Source organism: Mucilaginibacter auburnensis (assembly GCF_002797815.1).
Lineage (GTDB): Bacteria > Bacteroidota > Bacteroidia > Sphingobacteriales > Sphingobacteriaceae > Mucilaginibacter > Mucilaginibacter auburnensis.
The window spans coordinates 2242075-2258539 of sequence record NZ_PGFJ01000001.1 but is presented as its reverse complement, the minus strand read 5'-3'; the positions used below and the strand labels follow the sequence as shown (position 1 = coordinate 2258539).

The 16465-nt window shown below is 43.7% G+C and carries 11 protein-coding genes; 7 read left to right on the top strand and 4 right to left on the bottom strand.

Translation table 11 applies throughout. From position 1 onward, the window contains the following. Positions 1-15: 15 nt before the first annotated feature. The 4 genes from CLV57_RS10120 to CLV57_RS10105 all read right to left on the bottom strand — a co-directional run bounded on the left by CLV57_RS10120 (position 16) and on the right by CLV57_RS10105 (position 6940). Positions 16-3519 carry a SusC/RagA family TonB-linked outer membrane protein gene (locus CLV57_RS10120; protein ID WP_100341174.1) on the bottom strand — a complete coding sequence of 1168 codons (3504 nt, stop codon included), beginning with the start codon at positions 3517-3519 and terminating at the stop codon, positions 16-18. A 173-nt stretch (positions 3520-3692) separates the two neighbouring features. Continuing rightward, positions 3693-4817 (bottom strand): FecR family protein, encoded by a 1125-nt coding sequence (locus tag CLV57_RS10115; RefSeq protein ID WP_245856931.1) that lies wholly within the window; start codon positions 4815-4817, stop codon positions 3693-3695. A gap of 110 nt (positions 4818-4927) precedes the next feature. After that, positions 4928-5506, bottom strand: a complete 579-nt coding sequence (locus CLV57_RS10110; protein WP_100341173.1) for an RNA polymerase sigma factor — start codon at positions 5504-5506, stop codon at positions 4928-4930. A 471-nt stretch (positions 5507-5977) separates the two neighbouring features. Next, positions 5978-6940: a helix-turn-helix transcriptional regulator gene (locus tag CLV57_RS10105; RefSeq protein ID WP_100341172.1), complete on the bottom strand. Its 963-nt coding sequence runs from the start codon at positions 6938-6940 to the stop codon at positions 5978-5980. Between the two features lie 99 nt (positions 6941-7039). Here CLV57_RS10105 and CLV57_RS10100 point away from each other — a divergent pair, with 99 nt between their 5' ends. The 7 genes from CLV57_RS10100 to CLV57_RS10070 all read left to right on the top strand — a co-directional run bounded on the left by CLV57_RS10100 (position 7040) and on the right by CLV57_RS10070 (position 16293). Further along, entirely contained in the window at positions 7040-9295 is a 2256-nt protein-coding gene (locus tag CLV57_RS10100; RefSeq protein ID WP_100341171.1) for a TonB-dependent receptor, read from the top strand. A gap of 43 nt (positions 9296-9338) precedes the next feature. After that, positions 9339-10703, top strand: coding sequence for an HmuY family protein (locus tag CLV57_RS10095; RefSeq protein WP_100341170.1), 1365 nt, complete (start codon positions 9339-9341; stop codon positions 10701-10703). Positions 10704-10827: 124 nt separating this feature from the next. Continuing rightward, the gene (locus tag CLV57_RS10090) at positions 10828-11640 is read left to right on the top strand and encodes a heme/hemin ABC transporter substrate-binding protein (protein WP_245856929.1); all 813 of its coding nucleotides are present in this window, start codon (positions 10828-10830) and stop codon (positions 11638-11640) included. 62 nt (positions 11641-11702) lie between these two features. After that, positions 11703-12695 (top strand): FecCD family ABC transporter permease, encoded by a 993-nt coding sequence (locus tag CLV57_RS10085; protein WP_100341168.1) that lies wholly within the window; start codon positions 11703-11705, stop codon positions 12693-12695. Continuing rightward, on the top strand, positions 12692-13474 hold the full coding sequence (locus tag CLV57_RS10080) for a heme ABC transporter ATP-binding protein (protein ID WP_100341167.1): 783 nt from the start codon (positions 12692-12694) through the stop codon (positions 13472-13474). The genes CLV57_RS10085 and CLV57_RS10080 overlap by 4 nt, the downstream gene beginning before the upstream one ends. Positions 13475-13493: 19 nt before the next feature. After that, positions 13494-14510, top strand: coding sequence for a hemin-degrading factor (locus CLV57_RS10075; protein WP_100341166.1), 1017 nt, complete (start codon positions 13494-13496; stop codon positions 14508-14510). Positions 14511-15795: 1285 nt separating this feature from the next. Then, positions 15796-16293: a hypothetical protein gene (locus CLV57_RS10070; RefSeq protein WP_100341165.1), complete on the top strand. Its 498-nt coding sequence runs from the start codon at positions 15796-15798 to the stop codon at positions 16291-16293. Positions 16294-16465: the final 172 nt, after the last annotated feature.

The window sequence follows — 16465 nt, the reverse complement described above, 5'->3', positions numbered from 1 at the left end:
TTTTTACGTTTTTGATTAGAAACTAACATTTACAAGAAAAGTATACGTTGGCGTCAGGTATGACTTCGCATAGGAGCCCGTAGCCAAGCTGTAGTTTTGCTTGTTCAGCGCCACGGTATAAAGGTTGGACCCTTGTACCTTTAACTCCACATTACCGAGTCCTGCCTTTTTGGCCCAACTTGTACCTTTAAAGCTATAAGCAGCAGTTACATCTCCCAAGGTAAAATAAGCGGCGTTGACAGTGTACTGATCCGAACGCCCCAGCCAGCTGGAATACAGGTAACGCAGTTTCGGGAGGACATCAGGGTTGGCCTCATCTCCGGGCGTTTTCCAGTAATTGTTTACACCTTCCAGTGGCCTTACCGCGGTCGGGTCGGGAACCGGAAGTTCTGTACGCATGCCGCCGAAATAGTTAATCATCGCGTAAACATATACTCTGCCCATGTCTACCCGGTTACTTATACCCATATTAAAGGTAGGAATACGACTTCCTGCATAAGAGAGATTGTCTGTAAAGAGTGTTGGTGTAAACTTCTGCGTAACACCGTTTTTGTCTGTGATCAGCATTTCTCCGTCTGCATCGATACCGGCATGGTGATAATTAAATATGGCACCAAGCGGACGACCTATTATCCTGGACCGAAGCGCCGGGTCGGGGTTATAATATTGCAGCACTTTATTGGCATTGTAGGCCATTACCAAACCTGTGTTCCAGCTAAATTTCTTTCTGTTTATCCAAGTGCCGTTTAGGTTAAACTCCAGCCCGTCATTTCGCACAGAAGCCTGATTAACCACTGCGAAACTTCCACCCTTGGACGGATCGATCTGACTATTGGCCAGCAGGTCGGTACTTTTCTTACGATAATATTCAAAGCTGCCCGAGATGTTGCGAAAAATGGAAAAGTCCAGCCCGATATTGATGTTGTTTGTTTTTTCCCATCTTAGTCCGCTATTAGCCTGAGACAGCAGGGCGAGCGCAGGAATGGTATTGTTCTGATTAAAGAAATTAAAAGAAGTTTGCGCGATTACCTGAGGAAGCGAATTTTTAGCCACATTCCCGTTAAAACCATAGGCAGCCCTAAGTTTCAGGGTATTTAGCCAATTGAAGCCTTGCATCCACTTTTCCCTTTCTATATTCCATGCAGCGCCAGCTGACCAAAGTGGCTTATACTGATATTTCGGATCGGTGCCGAACAAGTTGGACTGGTCTACCCTTAAGCTGCCTGAAAATGAATACCTATTTTTAAAGGTGTATATAAGATTAGAGTAAACGGACACGAAACGGTTATCGGCATAGGTCAGTTTAAACAGATCCTGATAAGAGGTATAGGGGTTAAAGGGCGCAAACATAGACATGCCGTAATTGGTAAAGTTTTCCAAATACTTATAATCTACCGATTGGTGCAGGAGCGTTTGGTCATCGTAACCCAGAATGGCCGATGAGTTGGACTGATTCACAATATCACGAAGTTCTCCGCCTGCAATAACATTAATAGCGTGATCTTTAGCCAACAACTTGTCATAGTTCACCTGTGCCCTTACAGTATAGCTCCGGGTATCGGCTATGGTATTTTTCAGCAAGCTGCCTTCAGGGAAATTCAACTTGAATCCTCCTGCAAAGTTGTCTTCCGCATAATAATTCATGAACTGCCTTACCACAGCGGATTTTTCTGTAGCCAGGTAATTGTCTTCAGATTTTGCTCTTTCGTACACCCCGCCAATTTGAATATTGAGGGCATCCGTGATCTTATAACGCAGGTCGGCTGTAATCCTATTGTTAATGACGCGTGTCTTATCCGACACTTCATTCACTTCCTGGAGTGGATAATAAAGATTATCAAATAAACCCGCCGCCATGATGGTCTGGTTGTAGTAAGGGTTCATCAGTGATTTGTTGAACACCGGCGCCGGGTTGCCATTTGCATCCTGCAAGCGCTCATAGGGATATAAAGAAGCGATATCAGGAATTGGCGCGGCGTTGTTTCTTGATTCCTGGTAGCTCAAGCCAACGTCAACCGATAGTTTTCTGGACATGTTAAACGTGGTACGTCCGGTAAGCTGGAACCGGTTATTGTCGTTTTTAATTTGTGAGGAGGTGCCTCCAATATAGTTTGCGGATAGATAGTAGAGGGCGTTATCGTTCCCGCCTGACAGGTCAACATTGTAGGTTTGCGTAACCGCCGTCCGGAGGAACAGGCGGCTGTAGTCTTTTGCATTGTTATAGGCACCCAGTGTTTGCAGTTTTTGTTTTACTTCGGCATCTGTGATTACACCGGCGTTACCCTGCGCCATAATGTTGACTGGTTCAGGATAGTTAAAATAGGGGCCTAAGTAAGGGTCGGCCAGAAAGTCCCAAAGAATCGGTCCCTGAAAGTCACTTTCCACCTTTGCGTTGGCAACGATGGCCTCGTAGCCATTTTTATCCCATCGGTACCTTTCGTAGTTTTCTTTGGGTTTTACGCTTATGGTAGACCTGAAGTTCACTACAGACCTTCCCGCCCTGGCTTTTTTGCGCTCAATTACAATCACCCCGTTGGAGGAGCGCGCGCCGTAAATGGTTGCGGCCGCGGCATCTTTCAAAATGGTGACAGACTCAATCTCATTCGGGTTTATGGAGGACAGATCGAGTTCCGTCGGGTAACCGTCTACTACGATCAGCGGCTTGCGGACACCGTTAAAAGTAGAAATACCACGGATCTGAAAAAGCGGTTCTTCTTCATACTTGATATCATTATTTACCAACAAGCCGGGCAATTTATTCTGAAGGCCGGTTATGAAATCTGTCGTATTGATTCGCGAATTAAATTGCTTTTCGTTAATGGTGGCTATACTGCCAGTGCTTTGTTCGGGCTTGATCCGCTGGTAACCGGTGCTGACCAGTTCTACTTCGTTCAGATTAGATATAACCTCTTCCATCGCCACATCGATATTGCTGCGGCCCTTAACGGCTATTTCCTGCGTTTTGAAGCCGATAAAAGAAAAAACAAGTATGACATCGGAATCTGGAGCATCTATGGCATAAGTGCCATCTTCATTGCTCAGGCTACCTAAGGTACTGCCTTTTACACGGACGGTAACATTACCCATAGGAACGCCTTTATAACGCACGGTTCCCGTGACGTGAAATGTTAACTTAACGGGTTCAAACGGTAGGAGGCTTTTCATTCTGATCAACGAAACGATCTTACCGTCAATCTCATAAGCGAGCTCCAAGCCGTTCAAAGCCTTTTTTAATACTTCCGGGAGGTCAGCGTCTTTAACGGAAATGCTAATGTGCTGAACGTCGTTTACGGATCGGGTATCATAGATGAAGCTGTAACCGGTCTGCTTTCTGATTTCTTTTAAAACGGACTCCAGGCTTACATCATGCCTGTCCATCGTGATGCGCTGGGCAAATGTAGATGCACTTACCTGCAAAAAAGTTGCTATTAAAATAACTGTCGTTAAGCGCATAATCAACAATATTTTAGCATATAGGGGATTAAGTAACCAGGGTTTGGTTGTATAATTTTTATACATTTGTTCAAGTTTGGTTGAGTTGTTGCCTTAACTTTCCACGGCGCGGGCAACAAATTGTGAATAGAAATATTGACTTGTACCAATCTTCAGCCAGGCCTTACTTTAAGGTCTGGTTGTTTCTTTTGAGGGTAAGGCTTTTTTCGATAGTTTCCTTTCTTTTTATTTTTAACACTTTATTTGCTGACATATATTTTTCTGCCGTCTATAGTGAAATGGACGATCCCGGCAGCTTCCATGGAATGAAGGACGGAAGACAATTTTTCGTTCCGCGATACCCAACCGCCAATCTCGATGTCATCCGGCACAGATGAGTTGTAAATAACTTCTACATTATACCATCGGGCTATTTTACGCATGGCTGTTTTAAAGTTGATATGATTGACGTAGAACTCATCATTTTTCCAGTCCAGTGCTTTATCAATGATGGCTTCGCTTACCTTGATCTGCCCGTCAGTATTGACCGCCTGTTCGCCCGGTTTCAAAAGCTTTTTTACACTGCCGGCAGCAACTTTAACCGACCCTTCCAGTAAGGTGGTCACCAAAGCTGGCTCATTGGCATAGGCATTCACATTAAAGTGTGTTCCCAGCACCTGGATCTCCTGTCCTGCCGTTTTAACGACGAAGGGATGTATTTTGTCTTTGGCAACCTCAAAATAAGCTTCACCGGAAAGTTTTACCGTTCGTATTCCATCTTCAGTCAGCGCAGGTGCATAGCTCAGGCTGGAAGCCGCATTTAACCACACCGCCGTACCATCGGGCAGTCTCACCTGGTAGGTTTCCGCATTGGCCGTGCTGATGGTATTGATTTGATGGCTTCCGGTGCCGGAACCCTTAAGCTCATAAACCAGTTGTCCATCCGCAGCTTTGCGAATAGTCACGCCGCCTTGTTCCACCAGCTTTCCGTTCAGCATATCAGCGAGCCTGATCTTTTTGCCATCCGCCAGTGTAAGTGTGCCACCCGGCTTGCCCGGTTCAATGTCATTTTGGGCAATAGCGCTGTAATTATGCGTCTGATAATTAAAATATAATAAGCCGGCGCCCAGGAACACCAGCACCATCGCCGCAACCGCGATCCCTGGCCAAAGTTTTATCGAACCTTGATAGCCAGCCGGAGCCAGGTCCTTTTTCACAACTGCCCACATTTTGGCGCTTGCCTCGTTCAACTGTTTTTCCGTAAAGTCAAGCTTTTTCTCATTGTTTAATTGAAAAAGCCAGCGTTTCGCGATCCTTTCCTCCTCGGGTGTGTAGTTTCCCGAATCTATTTTCCTCAAAACTTCCTTAACGTTGTTTTTCTCCATCTTTTTGGCGGCAATTATGCCCTAATTATCGTTAAGACGCAGAAGCCATTCAAAAAAATTACATGATGTTAATTTTTTTTTAATAAAATTTAAAATTATACGCGACTGCGCTATTTATTCAGGATGAAAATAACGAAAATAACGACGCCTAACCGATTTCGAAGGTGTTTAAGTGCGCGCTGGAGCTGAACTTTGACGGTATGTTCGGATATTCCCATCTGTTCTGCTATTTCCTGCGGCGAGTGCTTGAACTTATGTTTCAGCTCATAGGCCTGGCGCATTCGCGGCGGCATTGCGGCTATCTCCTTTTCTATCATCTCCCGGATGTCCTTTTCCCGGATCAGGTAGTCGGTATCATTAGTATCCACATCTATGTAATGACTGCCTTCGGCAATGTAGCGCTTAATGGTTTGCTGGTGCCGGAAAAGATCGAGTATCTTGTTCAGTACAGATTTATATAAGTACGCGGACAGCGAAGCTTTGATCATGAAGTTCCCCCTGTTCGCCAACATACCGGTAAAAACGTCCTGCACTACATCCATGGCCTCGTCTTCGTCGTCCAGTTTGCGGTACGCAAAAATATACAGCAGCTTGTCATAGCGCTGGTAGATCTCTTTGAATGCGGCATCGTCATCGCCATTAAATAAGGCAATAAGCTCCGAATCGCTGTAGCTACTGTAATCTCCCATGATATCCTGAGCCTAAAACTAATTAAAAACATGGAAACTCTGTTAGGCATCACGCTTTTTACCGCTTTGAGCAAGATTTTGAGAGACCAGGGGCAGGTCCAGCTATCTGAAAAGCAAATCTATGTATAATTGACCTGGAGATTCGGCTACAGGCGTCGAAAACGTGGCAGGCAGCCATTCCATCGTAAAGGCAATTTAAGCCAGGCAAAACAGCCTTGCTATCACAACAACCGCCGAAGCAACATTTTTTTTGTAGAAATGCACTCTCGGTTCAATTAATGACAGTGCTCGAACCTTAAACATGCCATCTATAATCACTATATAAAAGAAAAGAGCAGCCTTTTCAGACTACTCTTTTGTTGAAGGGTCAACAACAGAATATAGTCTGAACCGTTTGTGGACGATTGATTGAAATAGGCAGTCTTTCAAAAATATTGATATTGAATTATTAAGACAATGGTATAGGAATTGTTAAGCTTTCCGGGCGTTACTAGGCAGGTAGCCAAACTTCTTTTTAAAAGCAGCGGTAAAGTGGTGCGCGTTTTTATACCCCACCAAATGCGCAACCTCGCTCACTGTATATTCTGATGCCGACAACATTTCTCTTGCCTTTTCCATTCGCAGATCATATAAATGGCCGAAAACGGTTGTGCCGAATGCTTCTCTGAACCCTTTTTTTAGTTTAAAATCATTGAGGCCAACTTTATGCGCAAGTTCAACTAACGAGCATGGTGACTGCAAGTCTTGACCAATCAGTTTTTTAGCTAGTTGCAACTTCTCGAGGTCATGTGTTTTCAAGACACGTGGGGTAGCTTCCTTGCCTTGATTCAACTGCTCTATATCCAGAAACAAAAGCTCGAGCATTTTAGCGGCAAGGAATATGCGGTGCAGGCAGTTGTTTTCGGCGCAATCCGTTATTGAGTTTAGTATATCATGCATGGCGCGAGTTATAACCCTATTGCTTGCAATTTTTGCACCCTCAGTTAATTTGTTTTGCAATGCAGCGTTTTCATCACAGGTGAGTAGTTTCTTTACCACCTGTTGGCTTAGACAAACTGTAAATAACGTTACTTCACCCTGTATTACAGCATCCATTGTAGTATTGCCTACCTGGATAAGACTGTTGTGCGTGTCGGCGTTCAGCCGCAGTCCCATACTTGTGTTCACGCCGCGTATGCTCAACTGTCCCTGCAAAGTAAAGTTCATCATCCAGGCAGGCTGTTCCACCCGGGCGGATATTAATACACTTTCAGGGCTTTTTAGTTGGATGATGTAAACGGCTATGTCTTCAACATGAAAGCTTTTTACGCTGATCTGTATCTCCCCCCTCACTTCGTCGAAACGGTTTACAATCACTTCATCTATCTGATTTTCAGAATAATGAAGGGGATTAAAAACTACCTCGTTGGTAAAGGGAATTGTGACCTTCAGCATGTATAAAATCCGTTTAGCGTTTATTTAAATCCCTTTAGCGTTGACCGCTGATTTATAAATCACACAAATTTGCAATATTATTTTTAATTAGTCTAAATAATGATTAAATATTTACTGCTGCTTCTTTTAATCCTTTTGCTCTTTGGTAACGTTGCATCGTCTCAAAGTAGCGATGGAACCATTCAGGGAAGAGTGGTAACAAGCGATAATAGGCCAGCTGCTGGTGTAACTATTGAGGTTGCTAACAGCAGGCTTGTTGCGGTAAGCCATGCTGATGGCAGGTTTACCCTAAAGCTGAGAACGGGCAGTTATATACTGCAATTTAAGGCGCTCGGTATGCTCAGTACTCAACAACAGGTTACGGTTACAGCAAACAGCATCACAGAAACACCCGATGTAAAACTTAAAGTTTCCTCTTTCCAATTGAGAGATGTGGTGGTTACAGGACAATACGCTCCTCAATCCATGAAGAATTCGGTCTACATGGTGCGCAGTATTACAAGTGAACAGATGCGTTTACGTAACCCGGCTAAAGTTCAGGACGTTTTAACAGATCAGTTAGGTGTACGATTTACCAACGATCTTACACTGGGCACTACCAGCATAACCTTACAGGGCGTCGCCGGTCAGCGTGTCAAATTATTGCTTGACGGGGTGCCCCTGCTTGACCGCGGCGATACCCGCGAAAGCCTCAATCAAATAGATGTTAACACCATCGATCATATTGAAATTGTTGATGGCCCCATGTCTGTTAGCTATGGCAGTGATGCATTAGGCGGTGTGATAAATTTGATAACCAAAAAAGGCCGCGGCGGGGAAAGCCTGCTTGTTTACGGTCGCGTGCAGGAAGAAACCGCGGGAAAAAAATATCAGGCTTTCGACGGCCCGGGTACACACCACGAAAATGTAGGCATAAACTGGGAGCACAACGGTTGGCAATTGGGCGGCAACATTACCCGCAATAACTTCGATGGCGCCAGTCTGGGCTGGATACCCAAAGATCAATATTTAGGCAGTGGTGTTATAGGTTACAGAACGAGGGCGCTCAACCTTTGGTACCGTTTTGATGGGGTTGACGAAACGTTGTTGAACAGCCGGATAATAACAGCAAGTAACGTACAAATTGACCAAAAATATTTAACCAATCGTTTTACGCACCAGCTGCAGGCCGAGTGGCAGATCAATAATCAACTAAGTTTTAACGGAGCTGCTTCTTACACAGATTACAGCCGCCGCACACAAACCACAAGTCTCGATCTGTTGACAGGCGACAGAAGATTAACGCTGGGTGACGGAGAACAAGACAAATCCGTCTTTGATACAAAGCTTCTTCGCGGAACTGCGCAATATAAGCTAAACAACTCAGTGTCATTCCAACCAGGTTTGGAATTCAACCTTACAGGCAGCAGCGGCGCGCGCATAACGGGAACACCTACTATAAACGATTATGCTTTTTTTATCTCCTCAGAGATACGGCTCAGTCCTTCAATAAACGTAAGGCCGGGTGTCCGCTTTACCAAAAATTCTGTATATGACGCACCGCCGGCAATACCATCTATCAACACAAAAATAAAATTATCCAACAGCCTTGACCTGCGTCTGGCTTACGGACGTGGTTTCCGTGCACCTGCTTTGCGCGAATTGTATTTTAATTTTTTTGATGCCAGTCATTCCATCATGGGTAATGACCAATTAAAGGCGGAGTATTCCCACAGTGTAAATGGCTCATTAACCTGGCAAAAATTAAATAGTGATGTGTTCAGTTTACGCTCTTCTATAGGTGGTTTTTACAACTATTTCGACAACCTGATCACAACAGGCTTCAACCCCGTCAACCCTGCTGTCACTACTTACATCAACATCAATAAATACAAAACTACCGGCGCTACCTTTGAAAACACCTTTGGCTTTAAGAACTTACAGGCTAAAGTCGGCTTCTCCTATACAGGTATTTACAATGAACATGCTGATCAGGACCCATCCCTGCCCGGCTTTACCTGGTATCCTGAAGTAAACTCCAACATACTTTACAGCATAAAAGCCGTTAAGACTGAGTTAAGCTTCTTTTACAAATACAATGGTAAGCTGCCTACCTATGAGCTGATTGATGTTGGCGGTAAACCAACCATCAAGCTGGCGCAACGCTCAGCATTTCATATCGGCGATTTTACTGTCAACAAATACATCAATAAAGTTATCACGCTTTCGGGCGGGGTTAAAAATATATTCAATGTAACCAATGTGTTTAATACATCTGCCAATATCGGCGGCGCGCACAGCACCGGCGGGCCGGTACCTATGGGCTATGGCCGCTCGTACTTTCTGGGCCTGACCTTTCAATACAATAAAAATTAGCATCACACAAATACAATTTAAACAATAAACTATAATAACAATTATGAAACATTTACTCAGCTGCCTGTTAGGATTTACCCTATTGATGTGCGTATCCTGCAAAAAGTCCGACCCTGCTCTACCTGATAACACACTTGGTTTTTCAACCTCAACACAAGGTTTAGGTACTACCGACGCTTTTATCAATATATCGCTTAACCTTAACCGTGCTACAGATGTTGCTATACCTGTTGTTGTGGACCTTACTGCAAGCGGTGTAACCTATGGGACTGAATTTACCACCGAGCCCGCGGCAACCACAAATATGTTAAACCTTACTATTCCGGCCGGAAGTAATGCTGTCAGCTTTAAAGTGATCAAAAAAGATGACATATTCCTCCAAGGAAATGAGTCACTTACGTTTAAAGTGAAGTCGGCTGGCGCACCAGTTGTATTAGGTACAACTACCGAGTTGAAATTGAGTTTCTCCGCTATCACCTCAACAGGTTCTGAGTTAACCCTTAACGGTGGCGAAGGCGGCTCTGCAGCCATCAACTCCGTTTATGTTGATTTGAGCGCCAACGCCCAAACAGCCGTAAAACGTACGAGCTGGGATCTTGGTTTTTACACTGGCGCCGATTTCCGTGTGATACTCAATAACACCACCGCGGCATCAGTTGTGGCGGTCAACAAAACGGATATCAACGCAATAAACGCTACCGATGTGACTTTGGCTAACCTCGAGTTAGGTCAGGGCAAAGGTAACTTTGGCATTATCGATGATGTTAATGGCGATATAACAAAAACGGCAATAGCAGCGGTATCAGTTACAGAAGCTGAAAATAAAGTATATGTGATAAGCCGTGTAAACGGCACCGGCGCGACACCATTAGCTGCCGATGTTTACAAAATACGCATATTACGTAATGGTACAACAGGCTACACCCTACAATACGCAAAACTTAACGAGACCACATTCAAAACACTTGATATAAATAAAAACGCTGCTAGTAACTTCAGCTTTATATCATTTGATACCGGGGCGGTAAGTGTTGAACCTGCCAAAGACCGCTGGGATTTTGTATGGGGCTATAGCATTTACTATACAGGTACGCTGCCTTACGCTTTTTCTGACCTTGTATTTGTAAACCACCTAGGCGATGTAACCACTGCCGAAGTAATTGGCAATTATGATACTTATGCTGAAGCCAATATCGCCACCACTACTTTCAGCAACAGCCGTAATACGATCGGCTCCAATTGGAGAGTTACCCAGGGCACAATAGGTGTTAAAACAGACCGCTTTTATGTGATAAAAGATGCCGCAGGCAATGTATACAAACTCAGGTTTGTAAACTTCACTACGCAGGACGGTGGAACAAGGGGTTATCCTAAGATTCAATATACGCTTGTGAAAAAAGGAGCATAATATAACCCTATAAATCAATCACTTACAACAAAACGGCTCGGCTTGTGGGGAGCCGTTTTTACAGTTTAATAAGCAATTTAAAAAAGACATGACAATAAACAGATTAATAATCGCCTCGGTATTAATGATCACAGTTTTGGGATTCAGCTCTAAAGCAGGCAAAAAAATAGCGGGACAAAAAATCGTATCTCTTAACGGAACCATCAGCGAAATACTGGCGGGCATAGGAATGGAGCCTTATATTATAGGAACCGATGTAACGAGTAATTTTCCCGAAAGCATAAAACGCAAACCAAAAGTTGGTCATAACCGCACGATATCTGCCGAGGGGATAATTGCCTTGCAACCTGATATTGTTACCGGCCTGACCACTGATGTAAAACCCGAATTGCAGGCCCAATTAAAAGGTGCCGGTATAAAATTGGTACTGTTTAACCAGGAATTTACTGCTGACGGTACCCGTAAGCTGATCAAAGAAGTGGCAACAGCTTTTGGCGCGCCCTCAAAAGCTAATCCTGTTATCGATAAGCTAAATGCCGATCTGGCCTCGGCCGCTAAATCAGGCAAAACAGGCGGCAAACCTAAGGTGCTGTTTATTTATGCACGAGGTACCGGCACCATGATGGTGGCCGGCGAAGGCACCTCTGTTGAGCAAATAATTGAGCTGGCGGGAGGCCAAAATGCCGTTAAAGGCTTTACTGATTATAAACCGCTTACCCCTGAGGCATTAGTGGCTGCTGATCCCGATGCTATTCTGCTTTTCAGTAGCGGCATGGAGAGTTTGGGCGGTGTTGCTGGTTTACAGCAAGTGCAGGGCGTTAACCAAACAAAAGCCGGTAAAAACAAAAAATTCATCACCATGGAAGGTGAATTGCTAACAGGTTTTGGCCCGCGTTTAGGCCAGGCTGTTGCGCAGTTATCACAAAATCTAAAATAAGCAGCGTGTTGAAAAGCTATCAATTAATTTTTAGCGGATTGACGCTGTTTCTGCTAGCCAGCATGGTAGCGGCTTTATGCGTTGGGGCGGTACATATCAGCCTGCCACAATTCTGGTCAATGGTCACTAATAGTATTGGTTTGAGCAATGAACAGTCGTATACCGACCAGCAAACCGCAGTTTTGTTAAACATACGTTTACCACGGGTACTGTTAGGTGCCGCCATTGGCGCTGCACTGGCTATTTCGGGTTCGTCTTTACAAGGGCTTTTTCGAAATCCGCTGGCAGAGCCGGGCCTGATAGGCATATCAGCCGGCGCAACATTAGCAGCAGCATTAACTATAGTTTTTGGCGGGCCGTTATTAAACAGATTGGGTAATGAGCATAGCTATTACGTATTGGCCATTGCAGCTTTTATAGGCGCATTTATCACTACACTAATCGTTTACCGTCTTGCGATGCACAATGGCAAAACGGTTATAACTGCGCTGCTGCTGATGGGCATTGCTATAAATGCCATCGCGTTTGCTTTTACAGGATTGCTTACCTATCTGTCAACCGATGAGCAACTACGTAACATCACTTTCTGGAGCCTGGGCAGTTTGGGCGGCGCCAGTTGGATAGCCTTTAGCAGCGCTATACCTTTTATTGTTATACCGCTTATTGGCCTGCCTTTTATGGGTAAATCGCTTAACGCTATAGCCTTGGGCGAAGCGCAGGCCGCGCACATGGGCATCAGCGTTAATCACATTAAAACGCTCGTCATCATTTTCTCCACCATGGCCGTGGGCGCATCTGTTGCAGTAGCAGGGTTGATCAGCTTTATCGGATTGGTTATACCCCACATTTTGCGCATGGCTTTTGGTGCCGACAACAGGCTTATTATTCCTGCATCAGCCCTGCTCGGAGCGGCAGCATTATCGTTTGCTGACATGATATCGCGCACAGTAGTGGCTCCAGCCGAGTTGCCCATAGGTATTGTAACGGCCATTGGCGGTTCGCCAATTTTTATTTATATGATCTGGTCACAGCTTAAAAAACAGCAGATAATATGATAGATGTAAAAAATTTAACCTACCAGGCAGGTAACAAAAAAATACTCCACGGCGCATCATTCAATCTGGTGCCCGGCGAAATGATGGCAGTGATAGGCGCTAACGGGGCGGGAAAAAGCACCTTGCTAAAACTGCTTTGCCGTGAAATGGAGCCAACATCCGGCAGCATAAAGTTTAACAACAGGGATATCGAATCTTATTCCATTCATGATATGGCTATGCTGCGGGCGGTGCTTACCCAGCACAATACAGTTAGCGTAATGTTTACCGTAAAAGAACTGGTGATGATGGGCCGCTATCCGCATTTTGAAAACCGCCCGTCAGCGCATGACATGGAAGTTGTTAAAAAAACAATGCTGGAAACAGGCATCACTCACCTTTCCTCACGCAATTACAATACCCTTTCGGGTGGTGAACAGCAGCGTGTGCAACTGGCACGGGTAATTGCCCAGATCTACGACAGGCCCAATGCCTTCCTTTTTCTGGATGAACCTACCAACGGGCTCGATCTGCTCTATCAGCAGCAAATACTGCAGTTGGCGCGCAACATGGCTAACCGGGGCTATATCGTTATCAGTATTTTACACGACATCAATTTCGCATCGCAATATGCTGATCAGATCCTTATCTTAAAAAACGGAAAAACCGTGGCATTCGGTGCTCCGCTGGAGGTTATCAACTGCGAAAATATTCACGAGGCATTCAACATAAAAGTAAAACTGATGGAATGCGAAGATTTTAAATGTCCACTGGTGATACCCAGCGGTTTAATGGTTTAACAAAAAAAACACATAAAATATGGAAAATACACTAACCACCTTAAAACAACAATGGGAACAGCTAAAAAACGAGGAACCCAGATTACGCATACGCGATGCCGCCGCTAAACTGTGCGTGAGCGAAACCGAACTGGTTAACACAGATGCAGGCGCCAACAACACCCTGCTGAAACCTGAATTTCAGGAAATATTAAAAGAGATCAGTACGCTGGGTTACGTGATGGCGCTAACCCGTAATAATCATTGCGTACATGAACGTAAAGGCGTTTACACCAAAGTTAGCTTTAATGGCCCTGTTGGCTCAATTGTGACGCCTGATATTGATCTTCGCCTGTTTATGCACCACTGGCACTTTGGCTTTGCAGTTAACGAAGATGAGCGCTTCAGTCTGCAATTTTTCGGTGCCGATGGCAGTGCGGTTCACAAAATTTACCTTACTGATAAAAGCGACGTAAACGCTTACCACCAACTGGTGACTAAATACAAAGCAGATTATCAGCAGCAGGAATTGGTTATAACGCCAGCCAAGTTGGAAGCGGTTGAAAAACCAGATCATGAAGTGGATATCAAAGCATTCCACGATGCCTGGGTAAACCTGAAAGATACCCATGAGTTTTTCGGCATGTTGAAAAAATTTGAGCTTACCCGTACGCAAGCGTTACGCCTTGCTCCTGAAGGTTATGCCAACCAGATCAGCGTTCAGGCTTTGAAAGACACGTTAAAAAAAGCATCGGAAACTAACCTGCCTGTTATGGTATTTGTAGGGAACCCAGGTTGTATACAGATACACACAGGCGAAATAAAAAAACTGGTACAGACCGGCCCATGGTTTAATGTGCTTGACCCTGAATTCAATATGCACCTCCGCGATGATGGTATTGCATCGGTATGGTTGGTTAAAAAACCTACCACAGACGGCGCCGTTCACAGCCTTGAAGTGTTCGACAAAAAAGGTGATATCATTGTTCAGTTCTTTGGCAAACGCAAACCCGGCGTGCCTGAGGATGAGGCCTGGCGAAGTGTTTTGTTTAACTAATAATATTCAGCAGTAGTGTCTGTTTAGGCACTACTGCTTCCTAAATACATCTGTGCGGGTAAAACCGTTATATTAAGTATCCAGGGTCTATTGTCATAAGTCAGTGTTCAGCTTAACAATGTAACAATAGATTAATGGGTGAAGTAATAGAAAAACTCGCCACAGCTTTTGCCAAGCTTATAAATAAAATAAGCAGATAGCGCAACCATGAGAATTTTAAAGTGCTTATTTTCGCTTAAATATACTAACCTTTCCATTTGCTAATAAATTAACCGTTCTTACTTACAAATTTACACAGCATCTTAAGAAAATCAAAGTCAGTGGATAAATCAAACAAACATTTTAAAACTGCATGGTTCCAACATGTCCGTTTTTTTGATTAGTCTGCAGCGCCAGCCCGTTCTATGATTTATAACGGTTGGGCGGAGAGACTTACACTCAGAATGGCATTAAAGGGCAGCAATTTGAGTTTTTCCGGCTACGGCAAAGTAAGGATCAGTATCCGGTAATATTATTGTTTTATTATCGGAAAACCTTCGACCAATAAAAACCATAAATTATCATTGCTACAAAAAATGCCATCAAGTTTTCCTTTGATCGCCCATTAACGGTGCTCGAACCGAAAAAAATGCTTTCTTTTGCATAGAATAGCACTTTTGGCTATTTTAAACTTCTCTTGAACTCAAACCTCGAACCATAAAATTAAAAAGACAACAGACTTATAATCAGATATATAAATAAAAAAAGCAGCTCTTTTCAGAACTGCTTAAATTTGAAGGGTCAACAGCGGAGTATAATCCGAACCGTTTTGTGGACGAATTGATTGAAATAGGCGGTTTTTCAAAAATTTTAGAAAGTGAACTATAACCTTTTTATAATTACCAGAAGCAAGCGCAAACTCAAACGGTGCACCTCAAAAAAGTCAAAAAAAAAGCTGAAATAAGGATGAATCATTAAGTCTCCGGCGATGGTCACCGGGGATTCTTAACTTTGTATTATTTAACAGCCAGCAGATCTTTTTCACCTTCCGGCGGGACTGCCAGCAATTCATCCGGGTAGTAGTAAAACCTTTGGTATCTCGTTACTCAGGTGCGCAGCGCGGTCGGCTTAAACATATTTTTGAATTTCGCAACTTAAAAATTCGTTTGAGGACTACAAAAAATCCTTTTTATGATACATTTTATTTTATTGAAATTCAATTAGTTATGTTTTTACAGCAAAATATTTTACGGACCGGTTATTGATATAGATAATTGTCATACAACGACATCCATAAAAATAAATCATGATCAAATTTCAAACAATTGCCGTGATGCTTTTCGCATTCACTTTAGGCACCTTAGGTTTTTCCAATTCTGCTGCTGCTCAAAAATATCGCACTACTGCCGATACCGTGAAACTCAATAAGGAATACGGTGAAGTTAAATTGGATATAGCCGAATTAAATTCCAAGCTGATTGAACAACAAAATAAAACCGCAGGTTATCAATCTAAGATAACTTCTACCGCGAAAGATGCAGCCACATCTGCGCAGAACAGTAAGGAAACTGCTACTACCGCTACCAATGGGGATATGGCCGATGCTAAAACGGCCATGAAACAGGCGAAAAAAGCCAGTAACCAAGCTGATGATGCGGGAGACGCTATAGACGACAAGGACGATAATGCCAAAGACATTAAAAAGCTCCTTGAAAAAATCAATAAAAAGACAGAAAAATTGACTGAACTTGAACAGCAAAAAGCTGCCATCATGTTAAAACTGAACAGTTCTGCTGCTATGTAAACAACAAGTTGTTGGTTTAACAAAAGGGGCTGTATCAAATGAAGTGCAGCCCCTTTTTATTAAGGGATTTTTTGCGTGTCTTAAAGACATACGTGACCAAATAATCAGAAGATATCCAAAAAACGCGCCTAAATGGCAAAAAAAACACCTGCCTGTTGGGGCAAGTGTTACG

Coding starts and splice junctions, on each gene's coding strand:
- CLV57_RS10080 (WP_100341167.1), top strand. CDS start 12,692: ATGATAGATGTAAAAAATTTAACCTACCAGGCAGGTAACAAAAAAATA.
- CLV57_RS10105 (WP_100341172.1), bottom strand. CDS start 6,940: ATGCTGAAGGTCACAATTCCCTTTACCAACGAGGTAGTTTTTAATCCC.
- CLV57_RS10070 (WP_100341165.1), top strand. CDS start 15,796: ATGATCAAATTTCAAACAATTGCCGTGATGCTTTTCGCATTCACTTTA.
- CLV57_RS10075 (WP_100341166.1), top strand. CDS start 13,494: ATGGAAAATACACTAACCACCTTAAAACAACAATGGGAACAGCTAAAA.
- CLV57_RS10120 (WP_100341174.1), bottom strand. CDS start 3,519: ATGTATAAAAATTATACAACCAAACCCTGGTTACTTAATCCCCTATAT.
- CLV57_RS10095 (WP_100341170.1), top strand. CDS start 9,339: ATGAAACATTTACTCAGCTGCCTGTTAGGATTTACCCTATTGATGTGC.
- CLV57_RS10115 (WP_245856931.1), bottom strand. CDS start 4,817: ATGGAGAAAAACAACGTTAAGGAAGTTTTGAGGAAAATAGATTCGGGA.
- CLV57_RS10110 (WP_100341173.1), bottom strand. CDS start 5,506: ATGGGAGATTACAGTAGCTACAGCGATTCGGAGCTTATTGCCTTATTT.
- CLV57_RS10090 (WP_245856929.1), top strand. CDS start 10,828: ATGATCACAGTTTTGGGATTCAGCTCTAAAGCAGGCAAAAAAATAGCG.
- CLV57_RS10085 (WP_100341168.1), top strand. CDS start 11,703: ATGGTAGCGGCTTTATGCGTTGGGGCGGTACATATCAGCCTGCCACAA.
- CLV57_RS10100 (WP_100341171.1), top strand. CDS start 7,040: ATGATTAAATATTTACTGCTGCTTCTTTTAATCCTTTTGCTCTTTGGT.